This window comes from Oribacterium sp. oral taxon 078 str. F0262 (assembly GCF_000160135.1).
Lineage (GTDB): Bacteria > Bacillota > Clostridia > Lachnospirales > Lachnospiraceae > Oribacterium.
Genome location: NZ_GG729933.1, coordinates 375,653 through 392,782, shown reverse-complemented (window position 1 = coordinate 392,782; position 17,130 = coordinate 375,653). Strand labels below are relative to the sequence as shown.

Sequence of the window (17,130 nt, the reverse complement as noted above, 5' to 3'; positions counted from 1 at the left end):
AGTCTATGCAAGGAACGTCCCTTTTGTATTTTTTGCAGTATCATGTATTTTGATCCCAGCTTCCGGAGGAAATGCGTCCTCTTCTGGGCGGGAGAGCGGCAGAAGGGCAAGGGCAGTGCCGCGCTGTCTCAGGCCTCTCCGTAGGCCCTCTCCCAGTTCACGATGAGCTCTTCGATCTCTTTTTCAGAGGGGGAGTCCTCCATCCGCCCGCTTTTCTCTATCTCTTCGAGAATCCTGCTTTTCTCTTTTCCGATTCCATCCTCCCCGCCGTTTCGGGATGCGGAGAGCTCTGCCTGATAGCATTTCACATCCTTCCAGAAGCTCAGAGAGATCAGGAGGATCACGAAGCCGATCGGGAAGGCCGCGATGATGGAGACAGACTGCAGGTTCGCCATCGAGCTCTCCGAGAATACAAGGGCCAGAGGCAGGAGGATGAGGAGAAAGGCCCAGAGGCCTTTGACGGAATTCGCCGGCTCCTCCCCATCCGGAAGCCTGCGATAGCTGTATTGGGAAGCTACCAGCGCGATGGAGTCAAAGGAGGTCGCATAAAAGGCGATCATTGTGAGAATCAGGATTACGAGGAGCAGCGGAGCAAAGGGGAGATTCCGCAAAGCGACGATGATCGTCTCGTAGAGAGAAGCGCTCGTTTCATAGAAGGAGAGGAGGTTCTGCTTCCCCAGCTCCTGCAGGCCAAGAGAGTAATTCCCGAGGATAATAAAGCTGATCCAGGTGCTCCCCACGCCGAAGAGATAGCCTCCCAGTATCGTCTGGCGTATCGTCCGCCCCCGGGAGATCGAGCCGATGAAGAAGGGAGCCGCTACGCACCAGACCATCCAATAGGCCCAGTAAAAGATCGTCCAGTTCTGCGGAAAGCCTGTCCGCCTCGTCGGATCGGAATCGGTGGAGAGAACGAGAAAGTTCTGAAGGAGTCTTCCGATCGCGGAAAATCCGGTCTCCAGAATATAGCGGCACTCTCCTCCGAAGAGAAGAACATAGAGAAGAATCCCGTAAAAGAGGAAGGTGCAGGTCTTCGCGAGGAAGGAGATCCCCTGCATGCCCCGCATCACCGAATAGGTATAGACGATACAGGTCAAAATCAGGATGAGAATCGTGATCTCTCTCTGGGGGAGTGCAGTGCCCGTGAGACTCCGCACAGCCTCCGACATAAGCGGCGTCGCGACGGAAAAGGTCGTGGCCGTCCCCGCGAGAAGGGCGAATACCGCGAGGAGATCGATCAGCCGTCCCGCCATTCCGTCGGTATGCTTCCCAAGAAGCGGGCGGCAGGCCTCGGAATACCTCTGCCTTTCCCGCCTTCTGACATGAAGCATGAAGCCAAAGGCCGCGGCCAGCACAAGGTAAAAGGCCCAGGGAGTCAGCCCCCAGTGAAAGAGCGTAAAGGTGGAGGCCCAGTCCTGCGCAGTTCCGAGCTCCGCGATATGCGGATCCTTCGCATACAGGATCCATTCACAGAGAGAATAAAAGAGGATATCCGCCGCAAGCCCCGCCGTAAACATCATGGAGCCCCAGGCAAAAAAGCTGTATTTCGGCTTCTCACCCACCTCCCCGAGCACCAGCTTCCCGATATCGGAGAAGGCGAGCCAGAGGGAGAAGAGAAAGATCCCAAGCCCGAGCGCCAGATAGAGGACGCCGAACTCCTCCCCAATGAAAGCGCGAATCTGCGAAAGGACTCTATTGGAATCCTCCGGCAGAAGGAAGAAAAGAGCGGAGAGAACGAGAAGAGAAAATACAGGGATGAGAGTGATTCCCCAGTCGATTTTTCGAATGTCCTTCCCCTTCTCTGCTATTCTTTTGTTCATTTTCTTTCCTCCTTTTTTTATTTTGAACAATATAGCACGGGGAATAAGACCTGTCAAGAAATTCCACTCTTCATTGACCTCGATTTTCAGAGAGTGTATCATGGAACGGAATGAAGGAAACGCTGATTCAAGGAAGAGAAAGGAGTCCTTATGGATCTAAAGCTCGGAGATGTTCAGGGAACCGCGCTGATCCCCCTCGCAGTGCGCGCTTCGGAGAGCCGGAGAAAAAATGCGAGAATTCAGGATCCCAAGGCAGTAGAGATCATGGAGAAGCTGCAGATTGATCCGAAAAATCTGGACAGGCTCATAACGCATGAGTGCGTCGTCGCAAGAAGCATCCTCTTTGACAGCACGGTAAAAAAACTGATCTCCCAATACCCGAACGCCCTCTGCCTGAATCTGGGCTGCGGTCTGGATGACCGCTTCTCAAGGATGGATAATGGGGCTATAGACTGGTACAATATTGATCTTCCGGATTCCATCGAGGTCAGAAGGAGGGTCTTTGGCGAGCGGGAGAGAGAGCATACTCTCAGCAAAGATATCATGGATGAGAATTGCTTTCAGGATTTCCCGAAGGACCGTCCGGTAATTGCTGTCGCGGAAGGGCTTTTCATGTATTTTTCCAGGGAACAGATCAGCTCGGTCCTCCGCTCGCTCCAAAAGGGCTTCCCGAAGGGTTTCCTCGCCGCAGAGCTGATGCGGCAGCGCTCCATGAATAAAAAAAGGCACGATACCCTAAGATACAGCAGGGCTGAATTCGGCTGGGGCTGCGAGAACGGCCGGGAGCTGGAGAGCATGAATCCCGCCTTCCATCTTCTCTCCGAAACAAATTTCTCCGACGAAATGCAAAAATCCACATTCCTGAGCCGTCTGATCGGCACCCTCCTCCGAAAATACAATAATCGGCTCGCTCTGTATCAGTGGGGGGAGGAGTAAGCCCTCTTTTTGCCAAGCGGAGCCCTAGCCCTTCTTCTCCGACAGCGAGCGGATTGAGCTCTCATACGCGGTCGGAGACATGGCGGCGAGCTTTTTGAACTGGCGGGAGAAGTAGTGGACGGAGCTATAGCCCAGGCGGTCCGAGATCTCTGTCATATTGCATCCCCCCTCCCGGATCATGCGCTTTGCCTCTTCGATCTTCATGCGGGAGAAAAGCTCTATCGCCCCGATCCCCGCATTCTTCCGGAAGATCTTCTGAAGCTGCGAGCTTCCGATCAGATTGTCCCGGCAGATCCTGGAAATCGTCATCTTCTCCCGGATATGGCTCTCCATATAGCGGACGATCCGCCGATATCTTTCGCCTCTCTCCCCCCTCTCTCCCCGCCCCCTTTCTGCGGGGACGCGGGAAAAGCTCCTCCGGTAGAGGGAGATAAGAAGCTCCGAGAGATATTGGCGGATCAGCTGTGCCCCGCCAAAGGGAGCCTTCCTGGAAAAGCGCAGTTTTTTCTGATAGGGATCGTCCATCCTCCCGGAAAAAACGGAGGAGGCCTCCCGCACGATCCTTCCAAGAAGCTCCTTCTCCCTCTCATCTACGGAGAGAAGCTTCCCGGAAAAGCGCTCCATAGGGGAAGAGCGGCAGAAAAAGCCGATCACCACAAGACTCGGAGAGATCCTTCCATCGGTGAGGACATTGTGGAACTCACCCGGTCTGTGAAAATACAGCTCTCCCTGCCGAAGCGGGATCTCCCTCTCCCCAGCCACGACGCGGATCTCCCCGTAATCCACACAGATCAGCTCCCAAAAGTCATGGGACTCCCCCGGGAAGGCGAAATTACTCTTATATTGAAAATAATGTACGGACACAATCTCTTCGATCGAAATGACGTCGCACAGCCGCACCCCCTCATACTGCTCTTCCCGCTTCTCTTCCTCCTGCATCTCCATCGCTTGCTTCCCGGCCTCCGTCCTTCCCTTTTCCCTTTCCTTCTCCCGGCGTTTCCCCGTCCTTCCCCAAAGAAAACCGCGCCATCCCCCTGAGAAGATACGGCACGGACTTCCCCTCAGAGAAGCCGCGGCCAATCCTCTCCTTCCACCCGCTCCCATGACTGCAATTATACAAAGAATGGACGGAATTGTACAAAGAATTTTTTCGTCATATTTTCTATACTGAGCGTAGCAGAATCTCTTGTATATCGTGTTTATGCTAAAAATCAGGGAGGTAAATGATGAAAAAAAGACAGCTTGGAGCGGCGGCCCTGGCAGTTCTGACAGGCCTTGCCCTCGCATCCTGCGGGGGAGGAAGCACGGAGTCCGCCTCCACGGAAAAGGCTGCAGAGAAGCAGGCGGATGCTTCGGAGGCGAAGAGCGACTCTTCCGCGGAAGACGGAAAGGGCCTCGTCTATTGGTCCATGTGGGAGGCCACCGAACCGCAGGGCAAGGTCATACGGGAGGCCGCGGAGAAGTTCTCAAAGGACACGGGGATCCCGCTGGACGTACAGTTCAAGGGCAGAACCGGAATCCGGGAGGGATTGCAGCCGGCTCTCGACGCGGGGAGCAGGATCGACCTCTTCGACGAGGACATTGACCGCGTGAATAAAACCTGGGGGGATTATATCCTGGATCTGGAGGAGCTCTCGAAATCCCATGACTACGAAAAAAGTGCGAATGCGGGCCTCATCGCCGCCTGCCGGGAGGTCGGAGGCGGAAAGCTGAAATCCATCCCCTACCAGCCGAATGTCTTCGCCTTCTTCTACAATCAGTCCCTCTTCGACGAGGCCGGAATCAGCGAGGTTCCAAAGACCTGGGAGGAGCTCGGAGAAGACTGCCAGAAGCTCAAGGACAAGGGCTATGTCCCGATCACATCGGATGACGCCTATATCCTCAGCATGTTCGGCTACCATCTCTCCCGGATCAACGGCTATGAAAAGGCCTCTGAGATCGTGAAAAACGGGAAATGGGACGATCCCTCCGTGCTGGAGGTGGCAAAGGCCTACGAGGACTTCGCGAAAAAGGGCTATTTCTCGGAGAACATCTCCTCCAATGTCTGGCCGGCGGGACAGAACCAGGAGCTCGCGCTCGGCAGCGCCGCGATCTATCTGAACGGCTCCTGGCTCCCGAATGAGGTAAAGGATATGACGGGGGACGATTTTAAATGGGGCTGCTTCAGCTATCCGGCGGTCCCCGGCGGAAAGGACGGCACGGAGGCCTCCAACTACGGCGCACAGGTCTTTGCGATCAGCAAGGATTCCAAGAACCCGGAGGCGGCCTTCCGCTTCATCGAGTATGTCACAAAGGGAGAATTTGATAAAAAGCTCTCCGAGGAATCCCTGGGAATCCCGGCGGACTCCGAAAACAGCGATTGGCCGAAGCAGCTCGCCGCGGTAAAGCCCGTCATGGACAGCTTAAAGACCCGTTATCCCTGGGCGGCATCCGCGGAGGACAATGTAGACATGACCCCGATCCTGAAGGAAAATATGCAAAAGCTCTGCGGAGGAGAGATCAGCGCCGAGGACTTCGTGAAAAACCTTCAGAAATAAGGGATCAAAAAAGAACCGGAGGATGCAAAGGCTGTCACGGCAGAAGATAATCTCACCGTGAAGCAGACATCCTGAAAAGAGCATCATAAAGAGGAAAGATCGCAGCGGAGGAGACAGCGTGAGAAAGCAAAGCAGCGGGCAGAGAGGTCAGGGAACGGCAGCCGCAGGGAAAAGGAGGGCGGGAAACGCGCCGATCCTTTTCGTCCTGCCCGCGCTCTTTTTCTTCTTCTCTGTCTTTCTCTACCCCATCCTCCGCACGATCCTCATGAGCTTCTTCCGGATCGAGGGGATCACGGATCCGATCCCGAAATGGAGCTTTGTCGGGCTTCAGAACTATGAGAAGCTCTTCCGCACCGCCCTATTTCGGATCTCCCTTTGGAATCTCTTCCGGATCTGGTTCCTGGGAGGAATCCTCGTTCTGAGCCTCTCTCTTCTTTTCGCGGTGATTCTGGAGAGCGGGATCCGGGGCAAGCGCTTCTTCCGGGCCGTCATCTATCTTCCCAATATCGTGAGTGCGGTCGCGCTCGCCACCATGTGGCTCCAATATGTCTACAGCCCGAAATTCGGCCTGCTGAAAACCGTTTTCAGCTCACTTGGCATGAAAAGCCTCTCAAAGATTCAATGGCTGGACAGCGCCCATAAATTCGAGTCCCTGCTTCTCGCCTACTGCTTTGGCATGATCGGCTATCACATGCTGATTTTCATGAGCGGAATCGAACGGATCGGAACGGAATATTATGAGGCGGCGACTCTGGATGGTGCGGGCCGATTCCAGCAGTTTCGCTATATCACCCTGCCTCTCTTAAAGGGAATGTTCCGGACCAATCTTACGATGTGGTCTGTGACGAGCGTCGGCTTCTTCGTCTGGTCCCAGCTTTTTTCCACAGTCACGGCGGATACCCGGACAATCACACCGATGGTCTATCTCTATATGCAGGTCTTCGGGGCGGGAAACAGCGTCACGGAGCGGAATGCGGGTACCGGGGCCGCGGTGGGCGTATTGCTGAGCCTCGCGGTCATCCTTATCTTCCGGCTGGCAAACCGGCTTCTCAGAGACCGGGATCTGGAGTTCTGAGAGAGCAAAATAGAAAAAAACGTAAGGGGCATAAGGGAAAAGCTCGAAGTGCGGAAGCCGCCGAGAGCGCGGTGGACCTCCGGGAGTATGAGACCTTGGAGCGAAAAAGGTATTGAAAACAGGATGGAAAATGCGGGTTTTCACAAAAATCCGAGGAGGAAAGCTATGAAAAAGGCTGAGAAAATCTCATCGGGGCAGCTGCGCCTCTCCCGGGAGCTTAAGCTCCTTCCGGGCTACTTCATCGTTATCCTCTGGTGCGTCTTCACCTTCCTGCTCCTCGGCTGGGTCTTCCTCGCAAGCTTCTCTACGACGAAGGAGATCTTCTCGAATCATCTCCTGCAAAGCGGCTTTCATCTGGAGAACTTCCGAAAGGCCTGGGTGAACTCCGATGTCTCGACCATCTTCTTTAATTCGCTCTTCTACTCCCTCTCCTCCTGCGCCCTGCTGATTCTGATCGCTTCTCCTGCGGCCTATGCGCTCTCCCGCTTTGATTTCCCGGGAAATTCCATCATCCAAAGCGCCTTCGCGGGCTCCATGGGGGTGCCCGTCGTCATGATCGTGCTGCCGCTTTTCTCTCTCGTGGCCGGGCTGGATGTCCTAAACCACACGCTTTTAAACCGTCTGACCCTCATTTTCCTCTACACCGGCATCAATGTCCCCTATACCACGATCTTTCTGACGGCCTTTTTCGCAAATCTCTCCCGCTCCTTCGAGGAAGCCGCGTCGATCGACGGCTGTCCGATGGGGAAGGCCTTCTGGCTCATCATGCTCCCGATGGCGCAGCCGGGCATCATCACCGTCACAATCTTTAACTTCGTAAATATCTGGAACGAATATTTCATCTCTCTGATCTTCGGAAATTCCGACAAGGTGAGGTCCGTCGCGGTCGGTCTCTACTCCATGATCAATTCCATGAAATACACCGGTGACTGGGCCGGCATGTTCGCCTCTGTCACCATCGTCTTCCTGCCGACGCTCCTTCTCTATCTCTTCCTCTCCGAGAGGATCATCGCCGGAGTGACGGGGGGCGGCATCAAGGGCTGAGGAAGAGATCGATCTCCTCCCCGTCCTCGCTCAGCCGCAGCTCCCGAAAGTGAAGAGGGGAAAAATCCTGCTCATCCCTCTTCCGGAAGGAATAGCTCCCTCTCTTGAGATAGAATCTGTTTGTCTTTCTGTCCCCCTCGATCTTCATCACCAGCAGTCTGTCCCCCGATTCCGAGATGAGGAGATAGTCCTCCTCCGGATCGCCGCTCTCCGGATGCAGTGAAATCATTTCATAGTCCCGCTTCTCGGAAAAAAGCTGCTGCCGGTAAAAATGATCGAACAAAAAAGATAAAAATCCCAGATTGACGCACACAAGGCCCAGGATAAAAAATGCGCTCCAAAGCGTTCGGGCCGCTCGGAAAAGACCCTTCCCGAGCATTTGAATAATCCCGAGAAAGCCTCTCCCGATGCTTCGGATCCTTCCTTCCAGCCTTCCTCCTCTCATCTCAAGGGGAAGGCCTTCCCTCTCCATCCTCTCCCGCATGGAATCCTTTCTTATCCATGTAAAAAAATAAGAGAGATAGATCAGGGCACCCACGGCATAGAGAAGCAGTTCCCATGTATTTCGGGATATCCCATCTGTCCATGCGCTTATTTCCGATAGATACGGGATTTCTTCGAAAGAGGAGGAAAGACTGCTCACAAAAGAGGAAATGTGAACAGAAAAGCGACTGAGAAAAAAGCCGGCGGTGAAGCCTCCGATAAGGAAGAAGCTGAGAAAAAGGTCGCACTTTTCGATGAAAATGCCAAAGCGCTCAAAAAAGCCGGAAGCTCCCCTTCCCGGTCTCCCCTTTCCTCCGCTCCTTCGCTCAGCCCAAAGCCTTCTCCAAAGATACGGACTCCCGAAAAGAAAGCTGAATAGGGAAAGGCACGCCGTAAATTCCATCACATAGCGAAGCCCCTCCTGATGCAGCAAAAGCTCTCTCGGGATCCCGTAGAATTTCTCCCCATCCACGGCGCATTCATATCGGATCCATGCCCAGGCTATCGCTCCCGCGGCGCCAAAGAGGGCAATGATCTTCAGCGCGCTCTCCGAAAGAGCGCCGAGGAATCGGATGATTTCGTAAAAGCTCCTTCCGGAGGAATCCCGCCTCCCCCTTTCTCTATCCTTCTCCTCCTTCCCGATATGCTCGATCTGCACACCGTCCTTTCCGGGAATTTTGATTCCGATTCTGATCATTCCTCTCTCCTTTGGCAATGAAAGTCACGAAAAGGCGGAGCCGCCTCCTCTGCAAGGGATTATACAAGGAAAGGGCCGGATTGTGCAAAGAAAATCCGCCCTGCATTTCCTATACTCTTACTGTATGAGTCCCACGTTTTTCCGGCAGCTATCCTGCCCGTCCGGTCCATAAACGCCGCCCCGGCGTTTATCTGTAAATCGCTTATGCGCCGGAACGAGAGCGTCCTGCGATGTATCAGGGCAGCGCATCTATGCTCCTCCAGTCCAGATACGAAGTATCGTTTCCTGTATCGCTCCCGGTCCGATGGAAGGACAGCGGGACCGGCCGCGAATCCCTATATTGAGGTGTATCGATCTATGAGAACAGAAATCACGAAAGATGTCCTGCGCCGCGCTGCCGCGGCCTTCCAAACCAAGGGAAAGCTTCGCTCCTGTGTCCCCTACGGAAGCGGTCACATCAACGATACCTTCCGCTTAGACTGTGAAATCCCCTATATCCTGCAGCGAATGAACCGGGATATTTTTCGGGATATCCCCGCCCTTATGCGAAATATCTCTCTCGTGACAAGCTTCCTCCGGGAAAAGATCCTAAGCCGCGGCGGAGACCCGGAGAGGGAGTGCCTGAACCTCATCCCGACAAGGGATGGGAAAAGCTTTTACCGGGACCCGGACGGGGAATGCTGGCGCGCCTATCTCTTTATCGAGCGGGCAAGCAGCTATAATCTCGTGCGCCGCCCCGAGGACTTCCGGGAGAGCGGGAGAGCCTTCGGAAATTTCCAGCTCCTCCTCTCGGATTTTGATGCCTCCCTTCTCACAGAGACCATAGCGGATTTTCATGACACAAAAAACGCTTCCTCCGCTTTCGGGAAGCGCTGACAGAAGATCCGCTCGGGCGCGCGAAAAGCTGTGAGAGAGAGATCCGCTTCGCGCTCTCCCGTGAAATGCTCGCGGACAGAGCGATGTCGGCTCTCCGAGAAGGCCGCCTCCCTCTCCGCGTCTGTCACAATGACACAAAGCTCAACAACATCATGATCGACGACGAGAGCGGAAAGGCCGTGTGCATCATAGACCTAGACACCGTGATGCCCGGCCTCTCCCTCTTCGACTTCGGGGACTCCATCCGCTTCGGGGCGAGCACCGCGGAGGAGGACGAGCGGGATCTCTCAAAGGTTCACTTCTCCCTGCCGCTCTATGAGCTCTATCGGGAGGGCTATCTCGAGGGCTCCGGGGGAAGCCTCACGGAGGAGGAGATCCGGATGCTCCCGGAGAGCGCGCGCCTGATGACACTCGAGTGCGGCGTGCGCTTCCTCACGGACTATCTCAGCGGCGATCATTACTTCCATACAAGCCGGCCTGCTCACAATCTGGACCGCGCAAGGACCCAGTTCCGGCTTTTGGAGGAGATGGAGGAAAAGCTTTCCCTCCTCTCCTGATCCGCCTATGCGCGCTCTGCCCCGATTCCTTTCGCTTACAGCGCTCTCCCTTTAGGGCAGGGCGCTGCGGCATCTACATCGTCCAAAGAAGAAGTCTGTTCCGGATCTTTTCAAAGATCTGCATGATGATGACCAGGATGACGATCATAAAGATGAAGCCGGCCCAGGTCTTGTCATAGAGTCCGAGCATCGCATTCTGCCGGACATAGTAGCCCATGCCGTACTCCGCGCCGTACATCTCCGCATAGACCAGCATGACGAAGGTCCCGCTCAGAGAATTCACAAAGCCGGAGATGATGGACGGGCTCGCGGCGGGGAGCATGACCCGGAAGAGCTTCCGGAAGCCGTGGAGCTCCAGTGTCTCCGCCTTGTCCAGATAGCGCCTGTCAATCGTCATAATGCCGGTGATCGTGCCGAACACCGTCGCCCAGACGCTCTCGTAGACGATGAGAAAGAGGGACGCCGTCCGGAAATTCGGCGCGAGCAAAAGCGCAAAGGGAGAGAGAAGGATGGAGGGGACGACACTGATCGTGTAGAGCACCGGGTGCAGCGCATCCCGGAGCCCCCGGTTCATCCCCATGATCACTCCGATCAAAAGCGCGAGCGAGAGAGAGATCACGATGGCCGGAACCAGGATCGAGAGAGAGGCAATCAGATTCAGGAGCATGATATAGCGGTCCCCGGCAAAGGCCTTGCAGATCGCCTGCGTCGTCGGGAAGAGAAAGGCATTGATCAGGTGATTATTTGCGACATAGGCATAGAGTCCGATCAGAAAAAGATATACTAAAATTGTGATCCAGTACCTCTTAAAAAAGCGCGCGATGATCTTTCCCGCTCCGTTCATTTTCCGCCTCTCCTTTCCGCCCCGGCACGCAATGGCACTTCGCTACGCATCATGCTCCGCATAGAATTCCTGTATTTTCCGGTAGAAGTCCGGATTTTTCTTTTTCCTGCACTCCTCCGATTATTCCCCGATATGCTGTTCCACGTCCTGATTGATCTGACGAATCAGCTCGTTTCTCATGGAGATGATCTCCGGGTCCACAAACTGCGTCTCCCTCTTCGCCCTTTTCTCCTCCGGAATCCTGAGCTCGTAGATGATGCGGCTCGGCCTCTGTCCGAGGACGATGATGTGATCCGCGAGCAGGATCGCCTCATCCACATCATGTGTGACGAAGAATACCGTCTTCTTCCGACTCCTTTCCCCGCTCTCCCAGAGCTCCAGCACGAGGTCCTGGAGCTTTGCCCTGGTCACGGCATCCAGCGCTCCGAAGGGCTCATCCATGAGGAGAATGGGAGGGTCAATCGCAAAGGCCTGAGCGATCGCGCAGCGCTGCTTCATCCCTCCGGAGAGGCTCTTTGGAAGCTTCGAATAGATCTCCCTCTGAAGCCCCACCTTCTCCAGCATGGAAAGCGCAAGCGCCTTTTTCTCCGCCTTCGTCATCTCGGGAAAGCGCTGCCTCAGGGCGAGAACGATATTCTCCCCCGCGCTCATCCAGGGGAAAAGCCCATAGTCCTGAAATACCATGCCGCGAGACAGGCTCGCTCCTCTGATCTCCTCCCCGTCGATCCGTATGCTCCCACCCGTCGGCTTCTCAAGCCCCGCGAGAAGCCGAAGCAGCGTGCTCTTCCCGCAGCCGGACTGTCCCAGGATACAGACGAATTCTCCCGCCTCGACCGGGGTTCCGATCTCATGGAGGATTTCCTGCTTACTGTCCCGATAACAAAAGGAAAGACTGTCGATCTCTACACCATTCATATCTTTCACTCCTCTATCCTCGTCCCGGCGCCTCTGCGGGGACTTCCGGAATCCTGCGCCCCTGCCATGAAGGCAGCAGCGCATCACTCCGGGTCCTCAGGGCCACAGGCTCAAAGCATCTCGAGAAAGGCGGCGACACGAGTATTGAGCTGTCCGATATCGCTCTTTGAATAATCCGTCTCCACATTCAGATAAGGGATCTGCTTCTCCCCCGTGACGAAGCTCCGAATCTTATTCGTCTCCACATTATAGGTGTGACAGGCCTGAAGCGTCATCTCCAGGACTCCGTCCGCCCGGTACTCATCCACCATCTCCCCCAGCGCTTGGAAACGGTTCGGATTCGGGGACATGATGGAGCAGCCGATAGCCAGGTAGCGGCGGGAAATCGCCTCATAGATATCCTCCGCACTCTCATCGACCTGGAGTCCCACTGACTTCTGTCCGCTGCAGTTTTCATATCCCACAACGACGCCCCCGTTCTCCTCGACGGCCTGAATCACCTTCTCCGTCGCGCCGCCGATCGGGCAGCCTGTGATGATGATCCTGGGCCGTTTCTCGATGTGCTTCCCCGCCGCGTAATCCTTTTCGATCTGCTCCCGGAGCGAATCGACCTCATCCGCCAGAGCACTGCGGTCGAACTTGAAGGTAGAGCCATAGAGAACCTTAAAGATATCATAGCCATAGACCGGCGCCGGATCGTGCCGCATCACTCCGTAAAAATTCATCAGCGCGGCATTCGCCCTGTTGTTGATCCTGACCGCCTCCCGGACCTTCTCCTCCGTAATCTCGCACTGAAACTTCTCCGAAAGATAGTCCTTAAGGCGGAGGATCTCCTTCCGGTAAGCCTGCACGCCGTCCTCATCCTGATGGTTCGGAAGACGCAGAATGAAGACATCCTTGAACTCCCCCATGAGCTCATACATCTTCTTCTTTCCGTCGCAGGTCGTTTCCCCCACCACTACATCGGAAAAATAAAAATAAGGGCACTTCTGCGTCTTGGCAAAGCCGTAGCTCGACTTTATGAGAGGGCAGAGGTTCTTCGGGAGATCCTTCTCCGCATCCTGGATCGTCTCATCCGAGGTCGAGCAAAGGCTGACCGGAGCGGCCCCCGCCGCCATCGCGATCTCCTTCGGAAAGTAGGTGCAGTAGGAGCCGACGATCGGAATCCCCTTTTCCTTATATTCCCTGACGGTCAGAAAGGAATTCTTTCTCTGCTCCGCAAAGCCGTCGAAGACCGACGGCAGATCCTTGATCAGTTCCACTTCTCTCCTCCTGTTTCTGTTCCTTCTTCTCCCGCACTCTCCTAAAGAGGCTGTGCGGAAGCTCCTCCTGAAAAATATGTCTATTTCCGGCAAAGCGCCAGGCCCCTGTTCCCATCGAGGCCGGAACGCGGACGCTGCCCTGAAGCCTCGGATCCTCAGATCCCGCGATCGGAAACGCCCGGAAAAAACGGAGCTTTCTCAGCTTCGGCTCACAAAGCTCAGAAACTGTCTGAGCCGCTCATTCTCCGGATGATCCAGAATGTCCTCCGGCTTCCCGTCCTCCATAATCGTGCCCCCGTCCATAAAGAGCACTCGGCTTGCGACCTCTCTGGCGAAGGGGATTTCGTGGGTCACGAGGATCATGGTCACTCCCTCCTCCGCGATCTCCTGTATCGTCTGGAGGACCTCCTTCACCCATTCCGGATCCAGGGCCGAGGTCGGCTCATCAAAGAGCACGACACTCGGATTGACTGCGAGAGCCCGCGCGATCCCAACTCTCTGCTGCTGTCCCCCGGAGAGCTTCGAGGGGTAGAAATCCCTCCGGTCCAGCATCCCGACCTTTTGAAGAAGCGCCTCTGCCCTCTCCTTCGCCTCCTTCTTCGGGATATGCTGGACGAAGATCATCGCCTCCATGACATTTTCGATCGCTGTCTTATTCTTAAAAAGGTTAAACTGCTGAAAGACCATCGAGGAATTCTTCCGAAGCGTCTCTACCTCTTTTTTCGTATGTCTTTCCGCGTCGACTCTGACTCCATTGACCGTGACGATTCCCCTTGTGGGAATGGTCAGGTAGTTCAAGCAACGAAGCAGCGTCGATTTTCCGGTTCCGGAGGGGCCGATAATGGCGACCGCCTCCCCCTTATTTACCGAAAAGCTGATGTCCCGGAGCACCTCCGTCTTCCGGTCAAAGTCCTTATAGAGATGCTCCGCCCTGACGATTGTCTCTTCCGCCATCGTCCCTCCCCTCCGATTCCGATTCTCCCGGCAAAAAGGCATTTCCCGCGGAAGGATTCCACTCCGCTCCCCTCCGGGAAGGCGGCCTCCTCTCTCCTCCGGGAGACAGCCTGTATGCCCGATCAAGCTCTCATTCGACGGTATAGCCGAGCTCACTGTAGGGAATGATGTTCTGTGTCATATCGGAGTACATATATTTTTCGATGATCTTTGTGATCGTCCCATCCTCCATGAGTCCTGCGAGAACGACATTGACCTCATCCCGGAGCTTCTTTCCCTCCTCTGTCCTCGGGAAATAATATGCGACATCATTTGCGTAGAGGCGCTCATCCAGAAAGCGGAGATCCTGCTTCGTGCCGTTCTCCCATTTATAGACCGCGGAATCCGTACTCGCAAAGGCATCCAGACGGCCGAGCAGCACGTCCTGATAGCCGGCGGAGCCGTTATCTCCCTCATAGAGCGTGACCTCGAAGCCCTTTTCCTTCCCCATATCCTCGATGCTCTGCTGAGCAGCCTGTCCATTCAGAACGCCGACTCTCTTTCCCCTTAAGTCATCAAAGCTCCGAATCTCGCTGTCCGGCTTCACGACGACGCACTGTGCATCGCCGTAGTAGGGATCGGATACCAGATACTTCTTCGTCCGCTCCGCGTTAACGGCATAGCAGTTCGCCGCGACATCCGCTCTGCCGGCATCCAGCTGCCCAAAGGTCGCACCGGAGCCGGTCGCCTGCAGCTTCTCGATCTTCCAGCCCGTCTTTTCCCCGATCGCCTCCCAGATCTCCGCGTCGATGCCGGTCCATTTCCCGCTGTCATCGATCAGGCTGTAGGGCTCTCCCGAGCCGCTGGTCACCACTCTCACGCTCCGATCCTTCGCGAGGCCGGAATCCGCCTTCTCCTGCTCTTTCGCGGAGCTCTCCTCCCCGCTTTTGGCCGTCTCGCTTCCCTCTGACGCTTTTCCGCTTTCCGCCGAACTCCCGCCGGAGGAGGAGCCGCAGCCGCCGAGGAGCACTGCGAAGCCGAGAATCACTGCCGTCAAAAGTACCGCCCCTTTTCTTTTCACTTATCTTACCTCCTGTGTTTTCCCTGATCTCCCTGTATTTCCCTGCTCTTTCGCATTCTCTGCGCCCCGGGGCAGGCTTTAAAACGCCGCCGCACAGCGTTTTTCGAGAAGCTTCCTCAAAAAATCAAAGGCCGTGATGACGACCCAGTAGACCACCATAACCGCGCCGTAGATCTCAAAATATCGGTAGGTCCGGGAGCCCTCCGTGCGGGCGGCCCCCATGATATCCGGAACTCCCAGCATGAACGCCAGGGAGCTCGCTTTGATGAGATTGATAAAGTCGTTGAAGAGAGGCGGTAGCGCCACGCGGAGCGCCTGGGGTATGATGATGCGCCGCACGATCTGCAGATTCGACATGCCGAGCGACAGCGCCGCCTCGCGCTGCCCGTCATCCACCGAGAGGAGCGCCGCGCGGATGCTCTCTGACATGAAGGCCCCTACATTCAGACTCAGCACTAAAGAGACCGCTGTGACCGGCGTCATATCTCTGACCAGAGCGGAGTAAACCGCCACGCCAAAGTAAAAGAAGTAGAGCTGCGCGACGATCGGGGTCCCCCGCATGAAAGAGACAAAAGCTCTCGCGGCGGGATAGAGAAGCGGAAGCCGGTAGTAGGCGATCACCGCGATGATCATACCGAGAAGAAGCGAGAAAAACGCGGCGATCAGAGCGATCTCCAGTGTGACCGGAGTCTTCGCAAAAACCTTGGGGAGGACCTCCAGAAAGTAATGAATATCAAACATGCTTCTCCTTTTTCCCGCGCTTATCCCGGGATACGGATGCCGTGAGTCAGATCTCTGTCCCCTTAGAACTTGCCGTTCCTCCCGCATCCCGTAGAAGAGCGCGAGGCAAATCGGGGCGCCGATCATAGCGCCGATCACAGACAGAAGAAGGCCCGCAATAAAGAATCAGGCATTGTGCTCTGTATAGAAATCCTGCATCTTCTTATAGAATTCCGGATTCTCCGAGCCGTAATCCTTCTCCGCCTCGTCCAGAGCCTCCTTATAGAGCTCTGTCTGGATATGATCGTCCACCTTGATATTCTCCCAGCCCTCGCTCAGGAATCCGGTCTTCCCAAGAATATTCCAGCCTCTCTCCACCTCATGCTTCAGGGGATCCACGCTGATGCGGAAGTGCTCGTTGTTCATATAGGAGTTCAGGTAATCCTCCGTTACGTTCATGCGCTTCCCCAGGATCTTCTTGCACTCCTCCTTGTTCGCGTCGCTCGCCTCATAGTAGGCCTGCGCACGGAGAAGAGTCTTAATGACCTTTTTCATGGTATCCCGGTTTTCCTTGAGATACTTGTCCGTGACCACCATCCGGCAGCAGGAGTACCAGGGCATTAAGTCGCTTCGATAAGCGACGATCTTCAGCTTCGGCTGCTGAGAAATCTCGAAGTTTCTGCTGGTGCCGACCACCGCATAGTCCGCCTCTCCCTTGATGACGGCCGCCGTCATATCACTGTAGTTCGGGTAATGCACCCACTTCACATCCGTTTTCGGATCATAGCCCTTCTCCAGCAAAGTCCCAGCGATCGTATAGTCCGAGGCATCCGCCGCGACAGTTTTCCCAACCAGGCTCTCCACGCCCTTCCATTCCTCCGGGTTGTCCGTCCGGGTAATGATGGGCATGCAGCCGGTCGCCATATATCCCCCGATGATCTGCAGATTCTCTCCAGAGGCAATCGTCTGCAGAGGACCGTTGGTCCCATAGTTTGAAAAGATGTCGATATCCCCGGCAAGAAGTGCTGTCGTCGCATCATTCGACGCGTCAAAGGGCTTCTCTGTGATCTCTATCCCCTCTTCCTTGAGCCAGCCCTTTTCGATGGCAAGCTCCAGAAAGGTATTTCCACTGTTATCCCTCGCCCAGTTAATGCGAACCGTCTTCTGCGGCTTCTCCGCCTCGGCCTTCTCCGCCTCCGATCCGCCGCTCTCCGACGCTCCCGCGCTTTCCGAGGCGCTGCTGCTTCCTGCTCCGCTCTCTCCCGTCTTTCCTCCACAGGCCGCGAGTCCGAAAACAAGTCCCAGTACGAGAAGTCCCGCCAGTCTTTTCCTCATCATTTTCATCTCCTTTTT

At 55.4% G+C, this 17,130-nt stretch carries 14 protein-coding genes and 1 pseudogene; 5 read left to right on the top strand and 10 right to left on the bottom strand.

Annotation, left to right across the window (positions count from 1 at the left end; all coding sequences use genetic code 11):
* Window positions 1-128: 128 nt before the first annotated feature.
* Complete coding sequence (locus GCWU000341_RS01765) at window positions 129-1,817, bottom strand: BCCT family transporter (RefSeq protein ID WP_081443112.1); 1,689 nt, start codon at window positions 1,815-1,817, stop codon at window positions 129-131.
* A 150-nt stretch (window positions 1,818-1,967) separates the two neighbouring features.
* Between GCWU000341_RS01765 and GCWU000341_RS01760 the strand changes: the two genes are divergently transcribed.
* Window positions 1,968-2,753, top strand: coding sequence for a class I SAM-dependent methyltransferase (locus GCWU000341_RS01760; protein ID WP_009213964.1), 786 nt, complete (start codon window positions 1,968-1,970; stop codon window positions 2,751-2,753).
* A 24-nt stretch (window positions 2,754-2,777) separates the two neighbouring features.
* Here the strand turns inward: GCWU000341_RS01760 and GCWU000341_RS01755 are convergent, their stop codons facing one another.
* Window positions 2,778-3,698: an AraC family transcriptional regulator gene (locus GCWU000341_RS01755; RefSeq protein WP_330360366.1), complete on the bottom strand. Its 921-nt coding sequence runs from the start codon at window positions 3,696-3,698 to the stop codon at window positions 2,778-2,780.
* Between the two features lie 281 nt (window positions 3,699-3,979).
* On the opposite strand from GCWU000341_RS01755, the gene GCWU000341_RS01750 reads away from it, so the two are divergent.
* The 3 genes from GCWU000341_RS01750 (at window position 3,980) to GCWU000341_RS01740 (ending at window position 7,409) form a co-directional block, all read left to right on the top strand.
* The gene (locus GCWU000341_RS01750; RefSeq protein WP_040653241.1) at window positions 3,980-5,290 is read left to right on the top strand and encodes an ABC transporter substrate-binding protein; all 1,311 of its coding nucleotides are present in this window, start codon (window positions 3,980-3,982) and stop codon (window positions 5,288-5,290) included.
* Between the two features lie 193 nt (window positions 5,291-5,483).
* On the top strand, window positions 5,484-6,365 hold the full coding sequence (locus tag GCWU000341_RS01745; RefSeq protein WP_040653233.1) for a carbohydrate ABC transporter permease: 882 nt from the start codon (window positions 5,484-5,486) through the stop codon (window positions 6,363-6,365).
* Window positions 6,366-6,530: 165 nt separating this feature from the next.
* Complete coding sequence (locus GCWU000341_RS01740) at window positions 6,531-7,409, top strand: carbohydrate ABC transporter permease (RefSeq protein WP_040652900.1); 879 nt, start codon at window positions 6,531-6,533, stop codon at window positions 7,407-7,409.
* On the opposite strand, the gene GCWU000341_RS01735 is transcribed toward GCWU000341_RS01740, so the two are convergent.
* Window positions 7,399-8,589 (bottom strand): hypothetical protein, encoded by a 1,191-nt coding sequence (locus tag GCWU000341_RS01735; RefSeq protein WP_009213959.1) that lies wholly within the window; start codon window positions 8,587-8,589, stop codon window positions 7,399-7,401. The two genes, GCWU000341_RS01740 and GCWU000341_RS01735, sit on opposite strands and share 11 nt — an antisense overlap.
* A 357-nt stretch (window positions 8,590-8,946) precedes the next feature.
* Here GCWU000341_RS01735 and GCWU000341_RS14305 point away from each other — a divergent pair.
* A pseudogene (locus tag GCWU000341_RS14305) lies at window positions 8,947-10,022 on the top strand (phosphotransferase enzyme family protein).
* Window positions 10,023-10,095: 73 nt separating this feature from the next.
* Here GCWU000341_RS14305 and GCWU000341_RS01725 read toward each other — a convergent pair.
* The 7 genes from GCWU000341_RS01725 to GCWU000341_RS01695 form a co-directional block, all read right to left on the bottom strand.
* Window positions 10,096-10,866 (bottom strand): ABC transporter permease, encoded by a 771-nt coding sequence (locus GCWU000341_RS01725; RefSeq protein ID WP_009213956.1) that lies wholly within the window; start codon window positions 10,864-10,866, stop codon window positions 10,096-10,098.
* Window positions 10,867-10,986: 120 nt separating this feature from the next.
* A complete protein-coding gene (locus GCWU000341_RS01720) occupies window positions 10,987-11,781 on the bottom strand; it encodes an ABC transporter ATP-binding protein (protein WP_040653230.1) in 795 nt (264 codons plus the stop codon).
* 110 nt (window positions 11,782-11,891) lie between these two features.
* Entirely contained in the window at window positions 11,892-13,043 is a 1,152-nt protein-coding gene (locus GCWU000341_RS01715; RefSeq protein WP_009213954.1) for a double-cubane-cluster-containing anaerobic reductase, read from the bottom strand.
* A gap of 198 nt (window positions 13,044-13,241) precedes the next feature.
* Window positions 13,242-13,997, bottom strand: a complete 756-nt coding sequence (locus tag GCWU000341_RS01710; RefSeq protein ID WP_009213953.1) for an amino acid ABC transporter ATP-binding protein — start codon at window positions 13,995-13,997, stop codon at window positions 13,242-13,244.
* A 130-nt stretch (window positions 13,998-14,127) separates the two neighbouring features.
* Entirely contained in the window at window positions 14,128-15,057 is a 930-nt protein-coding gene (locus tag GCWU000341_RS01705; RefSeq protein WP_009213952.1) for a transporter substrate-binding domain-containing protein, read from the bottom strand.
* A 78-nt stretch (window positions 15,058-15,135) separates the two neighbouring features.
* Window positions 15,136-15,798, bottom strand: a complete 663-nt coding sequence (locus GCWU000341_RS01700; protein WP_040652899.1) for an amino acid ABC transporter permease — start codon at window positions 15,796-15,798, stop codon at window positions 15,136-15,138.
* A gap of 165 nt (window positions 15,799-15,963) precedes the next feature.
* Window positions 15,964-17,115: an ABC transporter substrate-binding protein gene (locus GCWU000341_RS01695; protein ID WP_050761870.1), complete on the bottom strand. Its 1,152-nt coding sequence runs from the start codon at window positions 17,113-17,115 to the stop codon at window positions 15,964-15,966.
* Window positions 17,116-17,130: the final 15 nt, after the last annotated feature.